Raw genomic sequence first — 25,341 nt, 5'->3', positions numbered from 1 at the left:
TATTTTTAATTTTCATATGAATTCATATAACCTAATTACATTGTCCTATTAAATTATATATAACCCATCCTTTAATTTTCATATGAATTCATATAACCTAATTACATTGTCCTATTAAATTATATATAAGCTATTTTTAATTTTCTATATGTATGTATGGACAGGTGAGTTAAAATTTAATATGAACTATTCATTTTTATACTCTAAAATTAGCATAGTTATATCATCAAATTGTTCAAGGTTTTTAGAAAATTCATCAACATCATCTTTTATTTTAATTAATAGATTTCTTATAGGTAAATTTGATTTATTTAATATATTGATTAAATTTTCTTCACCAAAAAACTCATTTTTTTCATTGATGGCTTCTGTTATTCCATCTGTATACAATAATAATTTATCTCCTTTTTTAAGTAATAATTCATTTTGAGTATACTCAATATTTTCAATTGGTCCTAAGACAAAATTTGATTTTGATTTAAGAGGTGTATATTGTGAAGAAGTTTTTAGTAACGGAGGATTATGTCCTGCGTTTGCATAGACAAATTTACCAGTGTTTATTTCTAAGATTCCCATCCAAGCAGTTACAAACATGTTTTCACCATTATCTTTTGAAAGTTGATTATTAACATTTTTGAATATAATTTTAGGATTTGATTCATATGTTACCTCATTTTTGATAAGAGTTTTAGATAACATCATGAATAATGCTGCAGGAATACCTTTACCTGAAACATCTCCGATAACAATAGCTATATGATTATTATCGATGAAAAAGAAATCATAAAAATCTCCTCCTACCTCTCTTGCAGGATATGAAATTGCAGAAATATCAAACTTTCCTTTACCTTGTGAAGGTAAAAATTCTTTTGGAAGTGTTGATTTTTGAATATTGGTTGCTATAGTTAACTCTGTATTAATTTTCTCTTTTTCAGCAGTTATTTTTTCTAAATCTTCCATATATACTTTTAAATCTTTAATCATCTGTTCAAATGACTTAGCTAAAATCCCACTTTCAGATTGTTTATTTGAATATTGGCTAATTTTTTTTATTATTTTATTTGAATCTTGAATTTTCTTCCGACTTGTTGTATATTCATTAACAGAATTAGAGATAGATTCTATAGGGTTTGTAATGTTTTTTTCAATATACCATAAAAATCCTATAGCAGAAATATAGAAAATAAAAATAATAATAGTCATGTTTATATATACATGATTCCAAAAGTTTAGTAATTGTTCCTGAGTAATTTGAATAGAATAAAATCCTTCGATTCCTGTTAGAATGGACATAATAGTGCCAATTGTAATAAAAACAAAGATGAATTTTTCAGTTAAAGTTACTTTTTGGACTCCATTAATAATTTGTCGAGTAATTGGTTTGAAAATGAAAAAAATTGTTAGAATATAGAATATGATTCCTATATATAGTACATATTCACTTGATCCGTGAATAATTGAATATAAAAAGTATGATAAACCAATTAGAATAGCTATTTCTAAAGAAAAGTCAAATATTTTAGGATTAATATTAGTTTCTTTATTTTTTGGTGAATACATATTAATCCCATAAATATTAGCAATTGAAATAATTAAAACTCCAATAATCATAGAAAAGTCAAAATTATTAAATAAAAATATTAGTGTAGGTAAAGAAACAAAATCTGAAATTCCCATTGATTCTGATAAAAAAGCAAGTAAGCCAGTCATTGTTAAAGCTGTTATTGAAATTACGATTATAAATTTTAAAAGATTGTTTACTGTGTCTAATCTCGGTTTAGTAAGTTTTTCACCTATGGTAAAACTATACCATAATTTATAAGGGATATAACCAAACAAAAACTGTGCAATAAAACCAATTATTAATATGATGGGAGGATATCCTGCAATTATATCAAAAACTAAATTTCCAAGAGCTGCGCCTAATGCCCCCCAAAAACCAAACATCATTCCAAAAACAGGGGGTAAAGCACTGGCAGGTCTTAATTCAGATATATTAAAGATTGGAAAAAAGTAACGAAAAGGAACAGCAACTATGACAAAAATAATAGAACAAATTATTAATATGAATAATTTTGATCTATAACTATCATAATCTATAAGTTTTGATTCTACATTCTTCATTTCAATCCAACTCTCTTTAAAATATTGAAAAATTATTTTTTATCATATTGAAAAACTTTTAAATATATTTAATTCTTAGATAATATAGATAATTATTAAATAAAATACCTAATTCTTAAAATAATACATATTTTTAAATTCATATTTTATTTTAGATTTATATTGAATTATAGTATATCTTTAAAACTTCTTAAATTTTGAAGATAAATTAAACTTTCAACATTATTTATTTTTAATTATAATATCTTAAAATTGATTATTATTAAAACTATAATATTTAATCCTGTTTCTTAATCTAATATTGATTAAAACTATAGTATTTATGGAAAACTTCTTAAATTTTGAAGATAAATTAAACTCTCAACATTATTTATTTTTAATTATAATATCTTAAAATTAATTATTATTAAAAATATATTATTTAATATACTATTAGTTTAATAAATTGATTAAAATTATTAAATTAAGATTATAATATTTTTTAGATGAATTGATTAAAATTATTAAATTAAGATTATAATATTTTTTAGATGAATTGATTAAAATTATTAAATTAAGATTATAATATTTTTTAGATGAATTATTCATTAAGAACTTTATCAAATTGACTATAATAATTTAAATTATAATATTTTTTCAGTTTCTATAAATTTTAATTTTCCAATTTTTTCAAATGCACATACCGCTAATGCATATTCATTTTTTTTATCATCAATAATATTCAAATGTTTAAATTTTATTCCATTTTCATGTTTATTTGAGAATTTTAAATATTCAATATTTTCAATATTATTGTAATTTTTGTAATCTTCAATCAATTTTTTGTTTTTTAAATAATTATGATACTTCTGAATATTATCATGACTATGATAATTTTGATGATTTTTATTTTTAAATACTTTGATATTATTATTTTCACCAATATCTATGAAAAAAGAGTTTAATTTGGATTTAAGCCCTATTCCTGTCATTTTAAGATAACTCTCTTTTAAAACCCATATTTTAAAAAATGCTTCATATTTATTCTGGCTATTTATTATATATTCATATTCTTTTTGATGAAATTGTGTTTTGGCAATGCTTAAGTCTATTTTATGGATACATTCGATATCAAGACCTATTGGAAGATATGATACTCCACAAAATACATATTTTTCTGAGTGAGAAATATTAAAATGAACTTCAGGATAATTTTTCAAACAAGGTTTTCCAAGACTATTATTAATAAAAATAGGATCATGAATTTTAATTTTCTTCAATAGATAATTTAATAAAGCTTCTCCTCCAAGAGAGAGAAGTTTATCTTTTTGATAGATATATTTTTTTGAATATTTCCACCTATTTTCGGACACCTTATCTTTTACTTGGTTCAAGTCCAAATCTGCAATATTCATGTAATATAAAAGCATTTTATCATATTAATTAATTTAAATCTAAAATTTTAATATTTATTATAGTATTATTTAATCCTAAAACTCTACTATAACTTATTTTATCGGATATTTTCTTAAGTACTGTTATGTTATCAAATTCTTGAATATTGTCAGATTGAATTGTTGGATCATACTCTATACCAGAATCCTTGAAAGATAATATTACTTCCTTTTTCCCAATCTTTATTAAAATATCGATGAAATCTAAATTTTCATTTTTATTATTCAATTTATTATTAATCATGGTATTATTATTAATCAGATTATATTGGTTATTATTATAGTTAATAATATTTACAAGTATTTCTTCAATAGCTAATCCTAGATACATAGCTGTTTTTTCATTTAGCCCTTTTTTATTAGAAAAATCTATAATTTTTTTAGATAAATTTATAACTTCATCCACATGTCCTTTTATTGTTATATCTAAAATTTCAAGATCATTATTTTGTTCTAATAATAGAAATCCTTTAAATCTACCTTTAGATTTTAAAGAAATTATTTTAACTGAAATTAATATTACAAATATTGTTACAATTTCAGCTATTGTAAATGAAATCCATATTCCATTACCCCCTATGAAATTACTCAAAATATATGCTACAGGAATTAATATTAGTAAACCTTCGAAAATAGAAATTAAAAATGATAATTTATTTTGTTCAATCGCTTGAGTGTAGAATAACATGATAAAAGTAATGGCTGTACCAATAAAGCTTATTGAGAAAATTCTTAAGGCATTTATTGTTATATCAATATTCTCAGAACCTGTAATTCCATATATTTGAACAATTAAATTAGGTACAAGGATTATGATTAAGGTAAATATCGTAGTAAATGCAATAGCTATTTTAAATGAGTGCTTCATTACGAATTTTACTGCATTGTTGTCTTTTTCGGTATAAAGAACAGCTACTATTGGTGAAAATGTTTCACAAATACCTGCTATTAAGATGGATATTAATAAAAGAACATCAAAACAAGTTGCCATAGCAACAGCACCAGAACTCCCTAAAGTTATTAATACAAGAGAGTTAATAATCAATATTTTTAAAAACATGAATATTTGCCCTGATGCAGGTGAAAGTCCTAATATAATAATAGATTTTAATATGTTAAATTTATTTTGTAGATTTGTTGTGAATTTTGTAATTCTATCTTTTGAAATTAGATATCTTATTACTAAAATCATTCCAAAGCAGTAACCTACAAAAGTAGCTAAACTACCTCCAGCAATTCCCATATTAAAATACTCTATAAAAACGATGTCCATTATAACATTTACTATGTTTGCAATTATAAAAACCATCGTAGCTGTTTTAGGTTTTCCTTCAGCACGTATAAAATAGCTAATTCCTAATGATATAAGCATTAATGGTGTTCCTAAAAATATAAAACCAAGATAGTCAGATACTAAATAAGATAAACTTTGATTACCTTGTGTTAAAACATTGGAAATATCTATTAAAAATATATTTCCAAAAATAGCCATAAATAATCCAATAATTAATAATGATAGAATAGATATTGTAAATATTTGTTTTGATCTTAAAAATTTATGTTCTGCTTTAGATATTACAGCCAAAGTAGATCCACCAAATCCTAAAATCATTTCTAAACATGTGATAATTGTCATTATAGGTATACATAAAACTGTGGCTGCAAGTGCATTAGAACCTATGAGGTTACCTATAATAATACTATCAATAACTGAAGTAACATTTATAGAAGCCGTTATAAGTAGTGTTGGTAGGAAAAATTCCTTATATTTAGCATATGTTAATTTAAAATTCCTTTCAAACATGTTCTTACCTTTATTATAAAATATACCCATACAATACAATTATTAAAGTATATTATTAAAATATACTATTGTAATAAACCCATACAATACAATTATTAAAGTATATTATTAAAATATACTATTGTAATAAACCCATACAATACAATTATTAAAGTATATTATTAAAATATACTATTGTAATAAACCTATACAATACAATTATTAAAATATAATTAATGTAATAATGTAGTTTATCTAATCAAAGAAATTTAAGTCATTAAGATATTTTATAAAAGTATATAAATATTCATCTGTAATTACATGCCAGTTAAAGTCCAAATGATACAGAAGTTCAGTTGTATATTCATTAACACCCGAAATAGGAATTTCTAATGTGTTTAATGACGAAATCATGCCAGATATTTTAGTAATTTTTTCTTCATCCTCCATTGTATTATTTAAAGCTTTTTCGAACTCTTCAAGAGTAGATCCTTTAATTTCAAGACCTAGTTTTCTCATAACATTTACAATATCTCCCATTGTAATACTGTGATTATTATAGCAATGGAAAATCATATATTCTTTAGGAGTCTTGGAAAGTAACAATATTGATTTTGCAGTACTATCTATAGGACTAAATTCAACTGATTCATTCATCATTTTATATGGGATATTTCCAATGATATAATGAGATTTTAATTGATTTATAAAAGAGTTTGTATTGAAATTAATCTGAAACTCACTATCTTTATCTCTTGCCATTAAGTTTCCAACTCTCATTATTTTAGCATCAATTTCCTTATTTAAAACTGATTCTAATATAATCTCTTCACCTTTAAATTTACTATTAATATATTTATTATTTAAATTTTGATTTACATATAACATACTTTCATCAAATTTAATGTTAGTTGGTGGAATATTATTTATACTCATTCCAGCTATACTGACTGTTGAAACATGAATTAGTTTAGAATTTTTTTCTTTACAGAAGTTTACTGAATTAATTACTCCTCCAATATTTACATCCTCAATATCACTCCCATGAGAGAAATGTTTTACATTTGCAGCAGCATTTATAACTGTATCAATTGGATATTTTAGACATTTATCAAAATCACTCCTATTTGTCACATCCCCCTCTATTAAATGAATTCTTTTACCAAACAGCTTTTCATAGTTATTACTGAAATAATAAAATAGTAATGTTTTCAATCTCTTCTCTACATCAGATTGTCTACCTTTACGTAACATACAATATATATTTCCAGTTTCATTTTCCAAAAATTCTTGTAAAATATGTATACCTAAAAATCCAGTAGTACCAGTTAATAATATATTGCCCAAATCTTCTATTTTATCCTTATCAAAGTTTTCAAGATTTTTCAATTTTAAAATATCTTTTAATTTGTTAGTAAGGTTATTAGAATTTATATTATCTATAGAATATAATTTGGAATTTTCATTAATATTTAAATCATTTTTAGCTACATTTTCAATAATTCCCTCATTTTCAATTATTTCCTCTTTTTCAATAGTTATTCCTTCATCTTCATTATTATCAACAGTCTCATTACCAATAAATTGAGAAGCTGCAAATTTATTATTAATTACTGCATTGGCAATTTTTTGAGGAGTTTGGTATTTGAAAACATCGCCGTAAGAAATAGTATATCCTTTTTTAACCCCTTCTACAACAACTTTTGTAGCTAAAAGAGAAGTTCCACCTTGCATGAAAAAATTATCATTAGTACTAATTTTATCTGCTTTAAGAACATTTTCAAATATCTCAACAAAGGATTTTTCATCATCATTTACAGGTGCTAAATAATCATTTCTACTTATTTCAGCTTCAGGGAGAGATATTACATCAATTTTTCCATTAGAAGTTTGTGGAAACTCATCTAACTGAGTAAAAATACTTGGAACCATATAAGGAACTAAATGCTTAGATATTTCAGTTTTTAAATCATCAGTATCAATATTTTCAGAAGCTGTAAAGTATGCACATAAGTGTTCTTGAGATTTAATAGTCTTTATGATTACAAGTGAAGACTTAATTTTGTAATATTCATTTATTTTGCTTTCAATTTCACCTATTTCTATTCTAAGTCCCCTAAGTTTTATTTGATTATCCATTCTCCCCAATATAGAATATTCCCCATTTTTTTCACATTTAGCGAAATCACCAGTTTTGTAATAAATATCTCCATTTATTTCTATGAATTTTTCTTTATTAAGTTCTTCTCTATTTAAGTACCCTTTTGAAACTCCAAGACCCCCAACAGCTAATTCACCTATAATTCCTTGAGGTAATGGATTATTATCCATGTCAAGAATTAGTTCTTTTACATTAAATAATGGTTTACCTACAGTTATTATTTCATCGTCATCCATGATTTTCTTACCATTACAAGCTATTGTAATTTCAGTTGGGCCATATTCATTGAAAATATTTGCATTACTATATTTTCTTATTGTTTTATGCAATTTAAAGCTATAAGCTTCCCCTCCAAGTATTAAGACTTTACAATTTTTTAATCCTTCTTGAATTCCTTTATACTCTAAATATTGCATTAATCTTGCAGGAGTCAGACTAAATGCATCTGGCTTTGTTTTAGCAAATAATTTAGAAAGTGCTATTGGGTCTTTAGATTCTACATCATTTGCAAATATTAATGTTAATCCATTCATAAGAGTATTGAAGTAATCATTTAAAGAAGGATCAAATGCAACTGTAATTACCGATAATAATTTACTTGCTCTTTTTACTAAATCAAATGTGAAAACATTTTTTTCTGAAGGATAAATTAAATTAGTTATTCCTTCATGAGTAATCATGACACCTTTTGGCTTTCCAGTGGAACCAGAAGTATAAATAATATAAGCTAAATTTTTAGGAGTTATTTTTGGATTAGGATTTTTATCATTAGATTCTCTTAAAAGTTCATCTATAGTTATCTTATTAGGTAAATTTTTATTTGTTATAATATATTTAGATTTACTATCACTCATGACATGGTTTATCCTATCTTCAGGGTATTCTGGATCAATAGGAATATAAACACATCCAGCTTTGATTATTCCTAAAATAGAAGCTATTAAATTACTATCTCTATTAACCATGAGCATTATTTTATCTTCTATTTTCACCCCTCTTTTTATAAGAGCATTGGCTATTCTATTGGATTTCTTATTCAATTCATCAAAAGTAAATTCTCCATCTTCTGCTATTAAAGCTATTTTATCCTTACTTTTTTCTACTTGATTTTCAAAAACCTTATTTAATAACTGTTCTTTAATCGGAGTTAAGGGATTATTCTTGTCAATTGACTCTAATTCATCTTTAGATATGAGTGATATGTTTTTGAGCTTATTTTTAGTATTGTCTTCATCTTTAGTGTTGTTTTCAGTTTTAGTATTATCTTCATCTTTAGTGTTGTTTTCAGTTTTAGTATTATCTTCATCTTTAGTGTTGTTTTCAGTTTTAGTATTATCTGGATTTCTATTATTGTTTTCAATATTATTACTGTTTATAATTTGATATATTATGGATTCCACACTTTTTAAGAATTTTTTAATTATGTCATCACTATACAATGCATCATTGTATTCTGTTAAAATTTTAAATTTATTTTGAGTTTCTTCTACTTGAATAGCTAGTTTAGATTTTGTAGTATCTAATTCTAATGATTCAACTTCTATTTTTTTACCATCCACTTCTAATTCATCGAGAATTTGTCCTTGATATGAATATATAAACTCAGGTTTTATTTCATATTTTTCCATAAGTTTTGTTGATGGATATGAGCTATATTTGATTAAATTGAAATAATTTTCTCCCATATATTTTAAATATTCTCCAATAGTTTTTTCACCATCTATTTTAGCTATTATTGGAATATTTTTAACCATCATTGCAAATGTATCAGAGTAATTAATATCATCTCTACCATTAAATAGACTAAATATTAATATATTTTCATTATATACAAATTTACTTAGAGCTATTGTAACAGCTGATAAAAATAATGTATTTTGACTTAAATAATTGTTTTTACAATATTCATCGATCGTGTTTTTATAAATAATTATTGACTTATTCACTACATTTCCATTTATTTCGTTATTATTTTTATCTGGGCTTATTACTTGCTCACCATCGAAACCTTTCAATTTATTTTTGTAATATAATTCAGCTTCTTTATAATATTTTGTCTTTTCAAATTCTTTCTCTTTTAATGGTAAATCAAACCCAGTGTATTTTTCAACAGATAATTGTTCATTATTGTAAGCTTTTTTAATATCATGTAAAAATAAATTTAATGAATAACCATCACATATTATATGATGAAAATCAATTAAAAGAGTTACATTTTCTTCATTTTTATATATTTTAAATCTGAATAGGTCATCATTTAATAGATTAAAAGGTTTAACAAAGTCTTTTTTTACTTTTTCAGTCACTTTTTCCTTAATAACTGGTATATCAACATATGGCTTATTATTATTTAAATCATTATTAAGATTATTAGTATTATTATTAGTATTAATCAGATTATTTTTAATTTGATAAATTTGTCCTTTTTCCTCAATTAATTTTACCATTATATATGGACGATTATAAATAGAATTGTTCACAGATTCAATTAATTTAGTTACATTAATATCTTTATCAAAAGTTATTGCAAAAGGTATATTATATATTAATTTATCTGGATTTTTAACATAATCTAAATATATTCCAAGTTGATTTTGAGTTAAAGGATATAGCTCATTGTTATTGCCATTATCAACAACAATATCCTCTTTAAAATCAACTAATCCACTGTTACCATTATCAACAACAATATCCTCTTTAAAATCAACTAATCCACTGTTACCATTATCAACAACAATATCTTCTTTAAAATCAATTAGTTTATTGTTATTATATTGAATACCAATATCATTATTTTTATCTATTTCTTTCTCAGATGACAACGATGTTAATCTTTCATTTAATGCTTGGACTTCAGATGAATAGGAAAATATAATATTTATAATATGATTAGATATATTTCTTATATTCTCATTTTCCAATATATTAGCTAAAGTAAGCTCTACATCAAATTTTTCCGATATTTTGACCATTAATTTAATAATAGAAAGTGAAGTAAATCCTATTTGGAACAAATCAGTGTTGATTCCAAAATCTTCATATCCAATTATATCCTTAACAATATTAAAGATGCTCTCCTCAACTATATTACTTGGAGAATTATCAAATTCATGAATATTTTCATCTATATTTATATTTATTTCAGTAGAATCTAATCCAGGAGGTTCAGGTAATTTTTTAATATCAGTTTTTCCATTTGGAGTCATAGGTAATTCATCTAATTCAATAAAATAAGATGGAACCATATAGGGAACTAATTTTTCTTTTAATTTAGTTTTCAAATCATTAATATCAATAGTTTCACTACTAGTAAAATATGCACATAAATGTTCATTAAACTTAATTTCTTTTATTAAAACAACAATTTCTTTTATAGTGGGATAATTACTAATGATATTTTCAATTTCACCAATTTCTATTCTAAGTCCTCTAAGCTTTATTTGATTATCCATTCTTCCAATTATAGCATATTCCCCACTTTCATCTTCAATAGCAAAATCTCCAGATTTATAATAGTTTAAACCATCGATGTTAATAAATCGTTCGTTTGTGAGTTTTTTTCTGTTTAAATAACCTTTAGAAACACCAAATCCTCCAATATATAATTCTCCCATAATTCCTGGAGGTAATGGATTTTCATCAATATCTGCAACCATTTCAACTACATTAAGTAAAGGTTTACCAACAGTTATAATATCATTAGTAATATGTTTGGTATTAGAAGATATTGTTGTTTCTGTTGGTCCATAAACATTGAATATTTCAGCATCCGTAATAGTTTCAAGAGTTTTATGTAATTTCAGAGGATATTTCTCACCACCAAGACTAATAATTTTACAATAATTTAATATATTTTTAAATTCATCAAATTCTAAATATTGACTCATTCGTGATGGTGTGGTAGAAAAAGCATCAGATTTCGATTTTTTAAAGAATTTAACAAGTTCTATTGGATTTTTTGAACTTTCTTCATTTGCAAAAACAACAGTTAATCCATTCATCAGAGCGAGAAAAATATCATGTAAAAATAAATCGAAAGCTACTGTTGTTATTGATAATAATCTGTTAGATTTTTCTTTTAAAGCATGAGCATAAACATTTTCTTTAGATGGAGTTACATAATTAGAAATGTTACTATGAGATAAAATCACTCCTTTAGGTTTACCTGTTGAACCAGAAGTATAAATTATATAAGCTGAATTATCTGGAATCAATTTAGGGTTAGGGTTAGATTCATCTTCTTCTTTTAATAAATATTCTACATCTAATTCATTTTCTAAATTATCAGAATCATTATTGGTAATTATATATTTAGATTCACTATCTGACATTACATGCTTTATTCTATCTTTTGGATATTCAGGATCGATTGGTATAAATGTACATCCAGCTTTAACTATCCCAAGAACCGTTGCGATAAGATTACTATCTCTCCTTAACATGAACATTATTTTATCTTCTACCTTCACTCCTTTACTTATAAGAGCATTAGCTATTCTATTAGCTTTTTTGTTTAGCTCATCATAAGTAAATTCTCCATCTTCGGCTATTAAAGATATCTTATCTAAATTTTTACTTACATTATTTTCAAAAATTTTATTTAATAGCTGTTGTGGAATTGGCTTTGGGGTGAATCCATTGTTAATCTCTTTGACTGATTTTGAAATACTTATATCTTTAACAGCCTTCTTTTGATTCTGAATAAATTCCTTTATAATTATTTTAAAGCTATTTAAAAACGTTTTAATATATTCTTCAGAATATAATTCGTCATAATATCCTATTTTAACTTTAAAATTTTCTTTTTCTTCAAAAACATTTACTGAAAATTTGAATTTTGCAGAATCAATGTCTAAGTCTTCAAATGAAAGATCTTCATGGTGTTCATTAATATCTCCCTGATATGCATACATTATTTCTGGTTTAATAGTATATTTTTCAACAATTCTAGATATTGGATAAAAACTATGTTTAAGAGAATCTAAATATGTTTCATTAATATCTAAAAGATATTGTAATACATTTAGTTTATTATTGGTATGTAATGCTAAAATGAATGTTTTAACCATCATAGCTACAGTATTCATGTATTTAGAGCTGTTTCTACCATTAGCAATAGTGGAAATTAATGCATCATGAGAATAAGAAAATTTATTAATTGTTAAATTAGTAGCTGCTAAAAATATTATATTAGGTGTTATATTCAACTCTTTTGATAATTCTAAAATATTTTCTTTGCTAATGTATATATATTGGTTTGATTCAGTAGGGTTATCATTTAACTTAGAAGAATCAGGCGAATTTTTATTTGTTATAAATTGAGGGCTTATTTCACTAACTCCTTCAAAAAATTCTATTTTGTCTTTAAAGAATTTTTCAGCTTCTTTATATTTTTCACTGTTTTTAAGCTGTTCTTCTTCAATAGCTAAATCATAGCCACTGAATTCTTCTTTTTTAAGATTAGTATTATTAATATCAACCTTATCATAATCAATAATAATTTTTTTATAATTAATACTATCGTCATTATCAATAGAATTATCAGTAGTAGTAGTAGTAGTAGTAGTAGTAGTATGCCCACTATCACCATACTCATTATTATTCTTATAATCACTATTATTATCGTTTATAAAATTATTATAATTAATAAATAAGTCTCTAAAGAATATATTGTGAGACATACCATCAAAAATTATATGGTTGAAATCTGTGAGTAAATAAACATTATTTTTGTTTTTATAAATAGCAAATCGATATAAATATTCAGTAAATAAATCAAACGGCCTTACAAACTCTTTTTTAATTTTATTACTTAAAGGTTCATTAAATATTTTTATATCATTTTCATCTTCGAAATCATTATGGAAGTTTTTCTGGTAAATTTCACCATCTTTTTTTACAAGTCGAGTGTTTAAATATGGATGAAGATTTATTGTATTAATAATAGCTAATTTCAATTTATCTACATCTATATAATCCTTAAAACTCACTAAAGAAGGTATATTATAAAGAGTACTATTAGGTTTATCTAATAATTCATAGAATATTCCTAACTGATTTTCACATAAAGGATAAAAATCATCATAAATCCTAGTTTCCGTGTTCAGTTGAATATTATGTTGTTCATTAGATTTTTCAGCACTATTTTTAGTGTTATTAATTAAAATAGCTATATTTTCAATTGTAGAGTCTTTTAATATCTCTGTTAAGTCCAAATCAACTGAAAATTCCTTAAATATTTTTGTTAAGATATGAATAATAGATAAAGATGTAAATCCTATGGATAATAAATTAGTAGTAACACCAAAATTTCCATGTTTTAAAGTTTCAGCTATTATGTCATATAATTTTTCCTCAATTTCTGTTCTTGGTTTAATTGTTTCTTCAATTAAAAAATCATCTATAGTTGGTATCGGTAATGAGTTAGTATCAATTTTACCACTTGGAAGATATGGGAATTCTTCAATCTTGATAAACACTTTTGGAATCATATATTCAGGTAGTTTTTTACTTATTTCTTGTTTTAAAACTACTTTAAATTTATTGTCCTCATCAACAAAATTAAGAGAATTAGAAGAATTATTAAGATTAGAAGAATTAAAAGAATTATTAAGATTAGGAGAATTAAAAGAATTATTAAGATTAGAAGAATTAGAAGAATTATTAAGATTAGGAGAATTAAAAGAATTGTTAGAATTAGTATTATTGTTATTTTCTTTTACAATCTTAGTATAAGCAGCTAAATACTCATTATCATCAATTATAACTATTTTAACGTAGGATTGTTCTACAAAATTATTTGAATTAATTACACTTTCTATCTCTTCTGTTTCAATTCGTTGCCCTCTAAGCTTTACTTGATTATCAATTCTACCAACAATTTTATATTCACCATTTGGTTCTCGAATAGCTAAGTCTCCTGATTTGAAAAACTTATATCCATTAATTTCAATGAATTTTTCTTTGGTAAGATCGCTTCTTTTCCAATATCCGCGACCAACGCCATATCCACCAATTAATAATTCTCCAATTGCACCATCAGGTAGAATATTACCATCCATATCTATAATTTCTTCTACAACATTTAACATTGGTTTTCCAATTGAAATATTATTATTATCTCTAGAAAGTAGTTTAGAATTACATGATATAGTTGTTTCTGTTGGACCATATGAATTATATATGTCAAGATTAGGGTATTTTTTTAATTTATCCCATAAAACTGGAGGAAAAGCTTCACCTCCAATTATTATTGAGTCAATATTATTTAAAACTTCATCAAATTCATTAACAGTTAAATATTGCAGCAATATAGAAGGAGTAGTTGTAAAAGATTTATAACCTGTTTTTTTAAAAAGTTTAACTAATTCTAATGGATTTTTTGCTTGTTTATCATCTGCTAGGACGCACGTTAAGCCATTGAAAAGTGAAGTGAATATTTCTTGGTAAAATGGATCAAAAGAAACTGTTGTAGTGGCTAAAATCCTTAAACTATCTTTAATAGCTATTGCTTCAATGTTTGAATCATAATTAGGACAAACAAAATTAGCCATCGAAACATGAGTAATCATAGCACCTTTTGGATTTCCAGTAGATCCCGAAGTATAAATCATGTAGATTAAATTATCTTTCTTTACTTTAACATCTAATAAATTATTGGTATCTTTAATAATATCATTTTCAGTATTTTTTTTAAGTAAATCCTCTATGTTAATCCATTCAGAATCATTATCCTTATTCTCATTATTATCCTTATTATTATCCTTATTATTATCCTTATTATTCTTATTATTGTTCTTATTATTATCCTTATTATTAGTCTCATTATCCTTATTCTCATTAATATTAGTATTATTGTTAATATTATTATCAAGAGACATAGAACTATAGTCAGTTATTATAAATTTAGATTCACTATCTTTTAAGATATAATTTATTCGTTCAATAGGATAGTTAGGATCAACAGGTATGAAACATGTTCCTAATTTAATAGAAGCTAAAATAGTTGTAATTAGATTAACATCTCGTTTTAAAGCTATAATTATCCTATCTTCAATATTCAATCCTTTTTGATAAAGATTAGTAGCTATTATGTCTGATTTTTCGTCTAAATCTTTATAAGTAAATTCTTCATTATTAGATATTAAAGCTATTTCGTTGGGACTGTTTTTAACTTGTTTTTTAAATAAATCATTAGGTAAATCTTCCCCAATATCTTTAAAATTAAAATCTATATTTTTAGGAACTATAGAAATATCTTTAACAAGTTTTGTTTTATTTTCATTAAAATTAAGAACGATTGATTTAATTGACTCTGCAAAAGATTTCATTAAATTTTTAGTATATAAAAAACTGTCATATTTTAGATCAATGATAAAATTATTGTTTTCAGTATAAACATCTAAAGATATAGGAAATTTAGCTGTATCTGATTCTATTAAATCAATTGAAACTAAATCATGTTCTTTTATAAGTTTATCTCTGTAAGAATAGCAAATTTCAGGTTTAATTTTATATTCATCCACAATTTTAGATAAAGGATATTCTTGTTTATTTAAAATTTCTAAAAACTCTGCTTTGATTTTTAAAAGATAATTTTCAACACTTAAATCACTATCTGTTTTCAAAACTAAAGGTAATGTATTAACCATCATCCCAATAGTATTTTTATATTTTTCATTATGTCTATTGTTGGATATTACTGCAATCATTGCACTTTTATCATGGGTAAATTTATTTATTGCTAAGTTCAAAGCACCTAAAAATAATCCACTTGGCTTGATACTAAGCTTTTTACAGAAATCGTTTATTAGCTCTTTATTAATTTTTAAAATTTCACTTTCTTCTTTTCCTCTGATATTTTTTCTTTCTTCAATATTTTTATTATTAAGGTTGTTTAATATATTACTATTATTTATGTCATTATTACTATTTTTTACACAATTATCACTACTAATATCGCTATTATCACTAATATTTAAACCAATATGATTATTTAAGCTATAATGAATTCTTGTTTGTCCTTCAAAATCAGATAGTTTGTTTTTATAATATTTCTGGGAAGTTTTACATTTAACAGAGTTTTTATTTTTTATTTCATCTAGAGCATAGTGATAAGCATTAAATTCTTCTTTTTCTAATTTTTCACCAGCATATGCCTTTAATAAATCATCTATAAATAAATTAAGTGAATATCCATCAAATATTAGATGATTAATATCTATAAGTAAGTAAACTTCATTTTTATCGCCGTTGTATATTTCAAATCTATATAATGTTTCATTAAATAAATCATATGGCCTTATAAAAGATTTTAAAGTGTCGTCTGTGAAATTTTCATTTTTAATATGGATTTCAATATTTTTAGATTCAATTTCTTTTTGATAAATATTTGAATCAATATTAACAAGTCTTGTATTTAAGTAAGAATGTGCTTCAATAGTTTTAATTATTGAATTTTTTAGCTTTTTAACATTAACAGTTGATTTGAATTGAACTATAAAGGGAATATTGTAAAATGTTGAGGTAGGATTCTCTAAAATATCATAATATATCCCAATTTGGTTAAATGTAAGAGGATAATATTTTGTTTCATTGATAGTTTTTTTAATGTTGTTATTCTTTATTGTGTTTTTACCTGTTTTCATGTTAATCCATCCACTTCCCAAATAGCTATTTAAAACATTTTTTTATAACTTATTAAATTTTTTCGAATTTAATTCAAAATTACATCAGTTAATATCAAAAATATATAGTTAATTATTATATGATGATAGAATAAGTCATTTCAATAATTTTTTAAATGTTAGAATATTTCTTCCTTTTTTATATTGATAATTTATCTCATCGACATTTTTCCTTGCAAGAAATATTCCTAATCCTCCAATTTCACGCATTTCAGAACTTAAAGTTATATCTGGATCTTTTTCTTCTAGAGGGTTAAATGGAATCCCATTATCTACAAATCTAACTGTTAATATTGAATAATCTTCATTAAAAAAAGAATATATTGCAATTTCAGAATTTTCAGAATCTTTTTCATGCGCATAATTAGCTATATTAACAAATATTTCTTCAGTTGCAAGTTCTAGCTGAGTTTCAAATTTTTTTGAAAAATTATATGTTTTCAATTGATTATTTATGAAATTTAATACTTTGTTTAATTTTTCAGTTTTTGCTGGAACAATGAGTTTATCCATGGTCTCACCTTAACAATATTTTTATCATGAAGTTATAGTTAAATTATTTAATCCAATTGTAATTCCATATTTTTACCTATCTTTTTAATTATGACTATATTTCCTTTTGGAAGTATATTTAACATTAAAAAATTTGACTCTTTTTATTATATTTAATTAATATTTTAATAATAATTACATTTTTAGATATCATTCTATTGTTAGAATATCAATAAAACCTGTAACTTCAAAAACTTCCATTACTAAATCATTGACATTTTTGATTATCATATTTCCTTGTTTATTCATAATTTTCTCTGTTGAGAGAATAACACGAAGTCCTGAACTTGATATATACATTAAATCATTGAAATCAAAAATTAATTCTTTAATGCCTGGGAGATCATTTTTCAATTCTTTTTCAAATTCAGGGGATGTATTTGTATCTAATCTACCATTAATTTTAACCAATAACTTATTTCCTTCAATTTTTTTTTCAATATTCATATATCTTCACCAAATCATGTATAATAACCTATAATATATTTAATAAGTTAATAATCTTATATATAAATATAATAAATAAAATATATAGCGGATAATATTCACTGCATAGATAATCATGTTAACTATATTAATTAATGGTTTTAATTAAATAATGCTTAGTTGCTTGCTTCTAAAGAATTTAAATAATATTATTGGATTATCACTGATTAAAGGTCTTTAAAGTATTAGTTTATCTTGATAATATGAAAAAAATTTAATATTATTTTTAAATCAAATATCTAGGACTATAATAATCTTTTACAAAAAATTCTCAGGATTTTGAAGGATTAAATAGAAATATAGAGTTATTAGTAGAAAATTGATATTATTATTAAAAACAAGATTGATAAAACTATTATGGAAATAATGATTGTTAATTTAGTTAGTTTAATAGCTTTATCTATATCCATCTTATCTAATTCTTTATTTTCATCCCCAATAATGTAAGATCCTATTTTTTCTAATTTAATGTCTAATGCACCAGCTGTTGGGGCCATGGTGAAACCAGAATTTGGACTTGAACAGTTTTTAGAATCTCTCTTTAAAATAAAATAGCTATTTTTAAAATTCATTTTTAAAATTCTTGAGGATAAAACCACCATTAACCCTGAAAATCTTGATGGAATATAATTAAAAATATCATCTATTTTAGCTGGAACATATCCTATAAAAAAGAATTTATTATTTTTGTATCCTACCATTGCATCTAATGTATTTATAGCTCTATAAACCATTGCTGCTGTAATTGCTACAATAAGAATGGTGATTGTTTTTGTGTAAAAATTTAAGTTGTTTTCTGTCAATACAATTACTAAAAATGTTATTGTTCCAAATAGAAGATAATAAAAGATTGGAGCTACAGAAGAGTCTGTAATATTTTCAGATAAAGATTCTATAGTTGCAGAAACAATTAATTTCTCAGATAATTCTTCAGTGTTCCTACTTACAAGATATGCCATAGATTTTCTTGCTATTTGAATTCCTTTTTCTAAATCTTTTTTTATATCAGCAGCTGTAGATAAAAAAAACTTAATAGAAAATGTAGATGATAAAATAATCGAAGAAATTAGTATAAATAAATAAATATTAATTGTTGCTAAAATAAGTACTAATAAATTCATTAAAATAGCTATCAATATAATTAGTATAGTTAAATATGCTCCAGATAATCTACTTTTAATATTTATAAAATATTGACTAAAATAATCAATAGTTTTACCTATCAGGACGACAGGATGGATTTTTACTGGTAATTCTCCAAATATAATGTCTACAACTATTGAAATAAATAGAATAATTGGAAAAAGTATGATTTCAAAATTTTCTATCATTAGATTAATTATTATAAAAATTAATATATAAATTAATACATATAATAAAGTGAATAAGAATTATAGTATAAAACAATTTTAGCTTGAAATCATTTCATAACTAAAATACGTTATCCTAAATTATAATATAAAATAAAACTAAATAAATTAAATAAAAATGAATATTAATCAATTGATATATTAATAAAATTTAATAAACGAATATTAAGACTCGCTTCTTAATTATAATTTAATAACAGAAAAAATATGATTAATAAATAAAAATTTTAAAAAGAATAGCTGTGGTTATATGATCGATGAAAAACAAATTAGAGACTGGTTAGTAGAAGAAGGATTTTATAAAGATGTTATACATGATGAAAATGCCAATTTTCATTTCATTATCAATTATCCTGAAGATCATGTTATTGATTTAATTCAGCCAAAAAACAAAAAAGATGTTCTTTTAGTTGGCTGTGCTACTGAAATATCTCCAGAAGAATTAGGGATAATTAAAGATGCTTCAATTAAGAAAAAAGAAAAATTCATTTGGGATATTAGATTTAGTTTAAATCAATTTTTATTAGATTTTGAATTAGAGCATCCTGATAATAATCTTCAAAGATTTATAATTACAGAAGAAATATATGAAGATGGATTATCGAAAAATAACCTAATTTTTGCTTTGAAAAAAGTATTTAAAGGTAAATTACAATGTATATGGCTTATTGAAAGAGATTTTGGAAGAGTTAACGGTGCATCATATGCCGATGATAATAGTATGTTCATCTAAATTCTATCTTTCTATTTTTTAATTTTTATTTTAATATCTAATAATACATTATATATTTATCATAATTAATAGATAATAATTATTTATTAATAGTAATTATTATGTATTAATTATAATATATACTATTAATATTATATATTATTATATATTGATTATTATTAAATATTATCATATATTAATTATTATTATATATTAATTAATATTATAAATTAATTAATTTATAATTAAATGTTTTCACAGGAAAATTTATATCTTGTATATTATTTTCTCATATATATTAGTTATTTATTAATAATTTTTTTTTGTTTTATTGATTTTTCATATATATTTTTTATCTTATAATGTAAAATTGAGAGAGAGGTATATTTCAAGTGAAAGATATAATCAGGTTTATTAAGAATGAAGACATATATTGCAACTGAATACACTTGAAGAATATTATACTCCTGTGTTTTTAAGGTTAATAATTGATTAAAGACATAATTAAATTAATTTATAGTTTTTACAACACATTTTATTTTATTATTAGTATTTAATTCAATATTTATTAGTTATTATTCAATAATACTTAATTTAATTTATTATAAACGTTTTAATTTTATTAAACTTTGTTAATATTTATCAATTTCAAAAAAGAACAAATTGAAAAATCAGGGGTTTTTCACTTGCAATACACCCCTTCAAAATAACTTCAATGAAATTTTCTTTTCACTTGCAATGCACCTCTAACTTCTAAATTTTTTACACATTAATATATATTATAAACGTGTTTATAAAATATTTAAATTTTATATATTTTATTTTCTTTTATTTTTTGACAGAATTTTTATTTTTTAATTCAATTATTTTTTAATTACATATTAATAATTAAATGAATTCATATTTTAGAAATTCATTATTTTCATGAAATAGTAGAAATTTATCATATTAACTAAATATTAATGATATCAAATTGAATATTTTTTAGCTTATTAATGATATATCCTATCAAAAACAAAAAAATCTATAATAGAAATATGATAATTACACTTGAAATCCATGTCTAATTTTAAACGGAAATTATAGCTTTTTCATTTAAAAATTTATTTTAGTGCTATTATTTATTTATTTAAAATTATATTTATTATATTAAAAAAAGCTTATTAGATATGAATAATATAAATATTTATAGACCAATTAAACATTATATTATTTTAAATTATTCTTTTCAATATATTTTCCACTAAAATATTGTTAATGAGTTAAATACTAATTTATAATATAAATAACATATTAAAAAATTAATTTAAACAGTACCAATGATTTTTAAGATTTGATTATTAAATTAAGTCAATTACCTCAATTTAAATCAATATTCATATCATTTAATAAAAAATCATAACTTCACTTGTTTTTTTAATAAATACATTTATCTATAGTAATTTTAATAAATACACTGGAAGCATAAGATACACTTGAAAGTCATGTTAAAAAAGACCTTTTTTAATTGATAATTTCATTCAAATATTCATTTAAATATTCATTTATCTTATTTAGAAATAAAAGAGTTTGTATAAAATAAGAATCATTAAAAAAGTATTTAATGATAATATTTATTAATTATTTTTAGTATAGATGTGTATTTAATATTGACGTGTATTTGATATTTTATTATAATTTTAATTGCAATGATTATTCAATTGATTATATATAATTAATTTATTTCCACATTTAAATTGATTATATATAATCTTATCTGTGATTATCTTATAAATATTTGTATATTTAATCGTAATTTAACAAATTGAATTATTTAAAGCTAAAAATATTTATTTACATAACAAATATTTATTTACATAATAAAATATTTGGTAAATTAGCTTTTGAATCAATTTTAAAGTTTAAACATATTGGTGGGGACTTTATGAGTAATATTTTCGATAATTTAGCGGATAGGGGATCAGTTTTTAAAGATAAACAATTTTTAGATCATAGGTTTTTACCTGAACACTTACCACACCGCGACGAACAAATAACATCAATTGCTAAATATTGGATCGAAGCATTGAATAATGTAACTCCTTCTGATGTTACAATTTATGGAAAAACAGGAACTGGAAAAACAGCAGCAGCTAAATTTGCTATGAATCAATTGAAAGAAGCTACAAGTAGTAAAGATGTTTATATAAGAACGGAATATATTCGTTGTACAGATTATACTACAGAATACCAGGTAATAGCTAAACTATGCCAACAGATGGGTAGAGATGTTCCTTATAGGGGATGGACAAAAGCAGAAGTAGTAAATACATTTAGAGATATTTTCAAGAAAACTGCTTTTGGAAAGAACATGATTCTAATAGTTGTTTTAGATGAGATAGATATTCTTCTTAAAAATGATGGAGATGGGATTCTTTACACTTTAACTAGAACAGATAACGTTTCAATATTATCAATTAGTAATTATGTTGATTTTAAAAAATTCATAAAATCTAGAGTGATGAGTAGTTTTAGAGATAGAGAAATTGTTTTTCCACCTTATGGTGCTCAACAACTTGTTGATATATTGCAAGAGAGATCTGATCTTTCTTTTATCAATGATTCCTTAGAAAATGATGTTATACCTCTTTGTGCAGCTATGGCTGCCAAGGAAGAAGGAGACGCTAGATATGCTCTTGATCTTTTAAGAACAGCTGGAGAATTAGCAGATGAAAAAGAATCTAATATAGTTTATGGTGCTCTTGTTAGAGAAGCTAAGGATAAAATTGAACATAATAAAATAACAGACCTTATCATGACACTACCAGTCCAACAACAACGAGTATTAGAAGCTATTTTAAAGTTAACAATGGATAAAGAAGAGATTACTTCTGGAAAGCTCTATGAGATGTATGAGGAAGTTTCAAAAGGAGATTCAGTGTCATACCGAAGAATTTTTGATTTTATAAATGAACTAGAGATGCTAGGAATAATATCAACCAACACTATATCTAGGGGACGAGGTAAAGGAAGAACAAATATAATATCTCTTCAATGTGATAATGATATTTTAGAACACGCTTTATATTCTACATGATTTTAACTTAATAAAAAAAGATAAAAGGTCTTCAATATTAATAAAAAATACATTTTTTAGGTTAAGTTTCTTGTTATTTTATCCTTTTAATATTTTTTATTATATTAAATTTCATTTTCTAAATTATATTTTAAGTACATTTTAATTATATTTTAAGTGCATTTTTATTATATTTTAATAATTTATAAATAATGATATGCTGTGGTAAGATGAAAATAGCTATTTTATCAGTATCTAAAAAAGGAAAAGAATTATCATCTAAAATAAAAACATTATTAGAAGATGATCCTACAATTATGGATGTAAAGACCGTCCATAAAAATATAAAAACTCACATTAATCATATTTTTAATGAATATGATGCAATAATTGGAATAATGGCCACAGGAATACTTATTAGGAGTATTTGCAGTAAACTACAAGATAAATATTCAGACCCAGCTATTTTATCAATGGACGATAATGGAAAATATGTAATAAGCTTATTATCAGGCCACCTTGGAGGAGCTAATGAACTTTCTAAGAAAATAGCTAAACTTCTAGATATACAAGAAATTATAACAACAGCTACAGATATTAATGGGAAAATAGGGATTGATACTTTAGCTAATAAATATCATTGGAGAATAAAAAACCCTAAAGATATTTTAATTTTTAATAAAGCTATTTTAGAAGATGAGAAAGTTTATTTGTTACTTAATAATTTGAATAATTCACAATCAAGCGTTAATAATTATATAGATGATTTAAACAATTATTTAAAAAATAATACACTTGAAATCCTAGACCTAAAAAACAATGATAATACAATAGAAAACATTGACAAGTTAGCCTTGAACAATGTTTCAGATGAGATAATAGCTATTTTTAATGATAATTTACTTTTTTTAAATCAAAAAAAAATAGTTGTTGGTATTGGAGCTCGTGCAGGAATTTCTAAAGAAAAAGTAATGATAGCTATTGAAAAAGTCATGGACACTTTAAACCTTCCAATTGAAAGAATTGATTACTTGGCAACAGTAGAAATGAAAAAAAACGAGAAAGGTATAATTGAAGCATCTAAAACTTTTAATAAACCACTTAAAATAGTAAATACAGATGAAATTAAGAATTTAGATAGTTCTGATATTTCTTTTTCAGAATTTGTAAATAAAAAATTTGATATACCTGGGGTTTGTGAACCAAGTGCTTTAATTGTATCAGGAGTTAATTCAAAGATAATTCACAAAAAAATAGCTATTGATGGTGTAACAGTGGCTGTGGCTAGTTCACAATAGCTATTGAATTCTATATCTAAAACTTTTTTAATTCAAGAATTAAAAATATTTTTAATTTTAAGAAAATTTTCAATATCTTTATTTTTAAGAAATTTTTTCCACATTATATTTTTTAAAAAGCTAATTTTAAAAAGCTAATGTCTAAAAAGTAATAATACAAAATGAGCTTATATTATAAAAACATCAAGATTACTAAAAATTACCAAAAGCTATTTAAATAGCTTGATGTAATATATATTTATAACTAAATTTTACTATTTTTATTGTAATATTTATTTTAATTTTTTTGGAGGATTATATCATGAGCAATAATATTTTTAATGAAGTTTCTGAGATATTAAAACATATCATGGAAAACCCAAGCGTTCCACGTAATATTAGGAGAGCTGCTGATGAATCTAATGAACTTTTAAATGATACAGAACAAGATGAAACTGTTAGAGTAAGTTCAGTTATTTTAATATTAGATGAAATTAGTAATGATCCAAACATACCAATTCATGCAAGAACCTTGATTTGGGAGATTTTAAGTAAATTAGAATCTATTAAGGCTAATTAATTTTATCTAGTTTTTACAATCATTTTCATCTATTAATTTTAGTTTTTCATCTACTAATTAGTTTTAATTATTTTTTTATTTTATTTCGAGTTATAAATTGATATCAATCTAATTTTTTTATT

General features: G+C 23.3%; 11 protein-coding genes. 4 read left to right on the top strand and 7 right to left on the bottom strand.

All coding sequences use genetic code 11. The features are described from left to right. Positions 1-186: 186 nt before the first annotated feature. From MBCUT_RS10030 to MBCUT_RS09995, 7 genes are all read right to left on the bottom strand, one after another. Positions 187-2,124, bottom strand: coding sequence for a SpoIIE family protein phosphatase (locus MBCUT_RS10030; protein ID WP_067260633.1), 1,938 nt, complete (start codon positions 2,122-2,124; stop codon positions 187-189). Between the two features lie 623 nt (positions 2,125-2,747). Beyond that, complete coding sequence (locus tag MBCUT_RS10025) at positions 2,748-3,533, bottom strand: 4'-phosphopantetheinyl transferase family protein (protein ID WP_067260630.1); 786 nt, start codon at positions 3,531-3,533, stop codon at positions 2,748-2,750. A gap of 13 nt (positions 3,534-3,546) precedes the next feature. Further along, positions 3,547-5,361, bottom strand: a complete 1,815-nt coding sequence (locus tag MBCUT_RS10020) for an MATE family efflux transporter (RefSeq protein ID WP_169805443.1) — start codon at positions 5,359-5,361, stop codon at positions 3,547-3,549. 234 nt (positions 5,362-5,595) lie between these two features. Further along, positions 5,596-17,148, bottom strand: coding sequence for a non-ribosomal peptide synthetase (locus tag MBCUT_RS10010; RefSeq protein ID WP_067260622.1), 11,553 nt, complete (start codon positions 17,146-17,148; stop codon positions 5,596-5,598). Between the two features lie 135 nt (positions 17,149-17,283). After that, positions 17,284-17,700, bottom strand: a complete 417-nt coding sequence (locus MBCUT_RS10005; protein WP_067260620.1) for an ATP-binding protein — start codon at positions 17,698-17,700, stop codon at positions 17,284-17,286. Between the two features lie 189 nt (positions 17,701-17,889). Further along, positions 17,890-18,186, bottom strand: a complete 297-nt coding sequence (locus MBCUT_RS10000) for an STAS domain-containing protein (protein WP_067260618.1) — start codon at positions 18,184-18,186, stop codon at positions 17,890-17,892. 347 nt (positions 18,187-18,533) lie between these two features. After that, entirely contained in the window at positions 18,534-19,556 is a 1,023-nt protein-coding gene (locus MBCUT_RS09995) for a cobalamin biosynthesis protein (protein WP_067260616.1), read from the bottom strand. A gap of 289 nt (positions 19,557-19,845) precedes the next feature. On the opposite strand from MBCUT_RS09995, the gene MBCUT_RS09990 reads away from it, so the two are divergent. From MBCUT_RS09990 to MBCUT_RS09975, 4 genes are all read left to right on the top strand, one after another. Further along, positions 19,846-20,328 (top strand): DUF2299 domain-containing protein, encoded by a 483-nt coding sequence (locus MBCUT_RS09990; RefSeq protein ID WP_067260614.1) that lies wholly within the window; start codon positions 19,846-19,848, stop codon positions 20,326-20,328. 1,903 nt (positions 20,329-22,231) lie between these two features. Beyond that, entirely contained in the window at positions 22,232-23,383 is a 1,152-nt protein-coding gene (locus MBCUT_RS09985) for an orc1/cdc6 family replication initiation protein (RefSeq protein WP_067260612.1), read from the top strand. Between the two features lie 191 nt (positions 23,384-23,574). Beyond that, entirely contained in the window at positions 23,575-24,660 is a 1,086-nt protein-coding gene (locus tag MBCUT_RS09980) for a cobalt-precorrin 5A hydrolase (RefSeq protein WP_245634994.1), read from the top strand. Between the two features lie 301 nt (positions 24,661-24,961). Continuing rightward, positions 24,962-25,219 carry a UPF0147 family protein gene (locus MBCUT_RS09975; RefSeq protein ID WP_067260605.1) on the top strand — a complete coding sequence of 86 codons (258 nt, stop codon included), beginning with the start codon at positions 24,962-24,964 and terminating at the stop codon, positions 25,217-25,219. The last annotated feature ends 122 nt before the right edge of the window (positions 25,220-25,341 follow it).

The sequence above is a fragment of the Methanobrevibacter cuticularis genome, assembly GCF_001639285.1.
Taxonomy (GTDB): Archaea; Methanobacteriota; Methanobacteria; order Methanobacteriales; family Methanobacteriaceae; genus Methanobaculum; species Methanobaculum cuticulare.
This window is presented reverse-complemented; position numbering and strand designations above follow the sequence as displayed.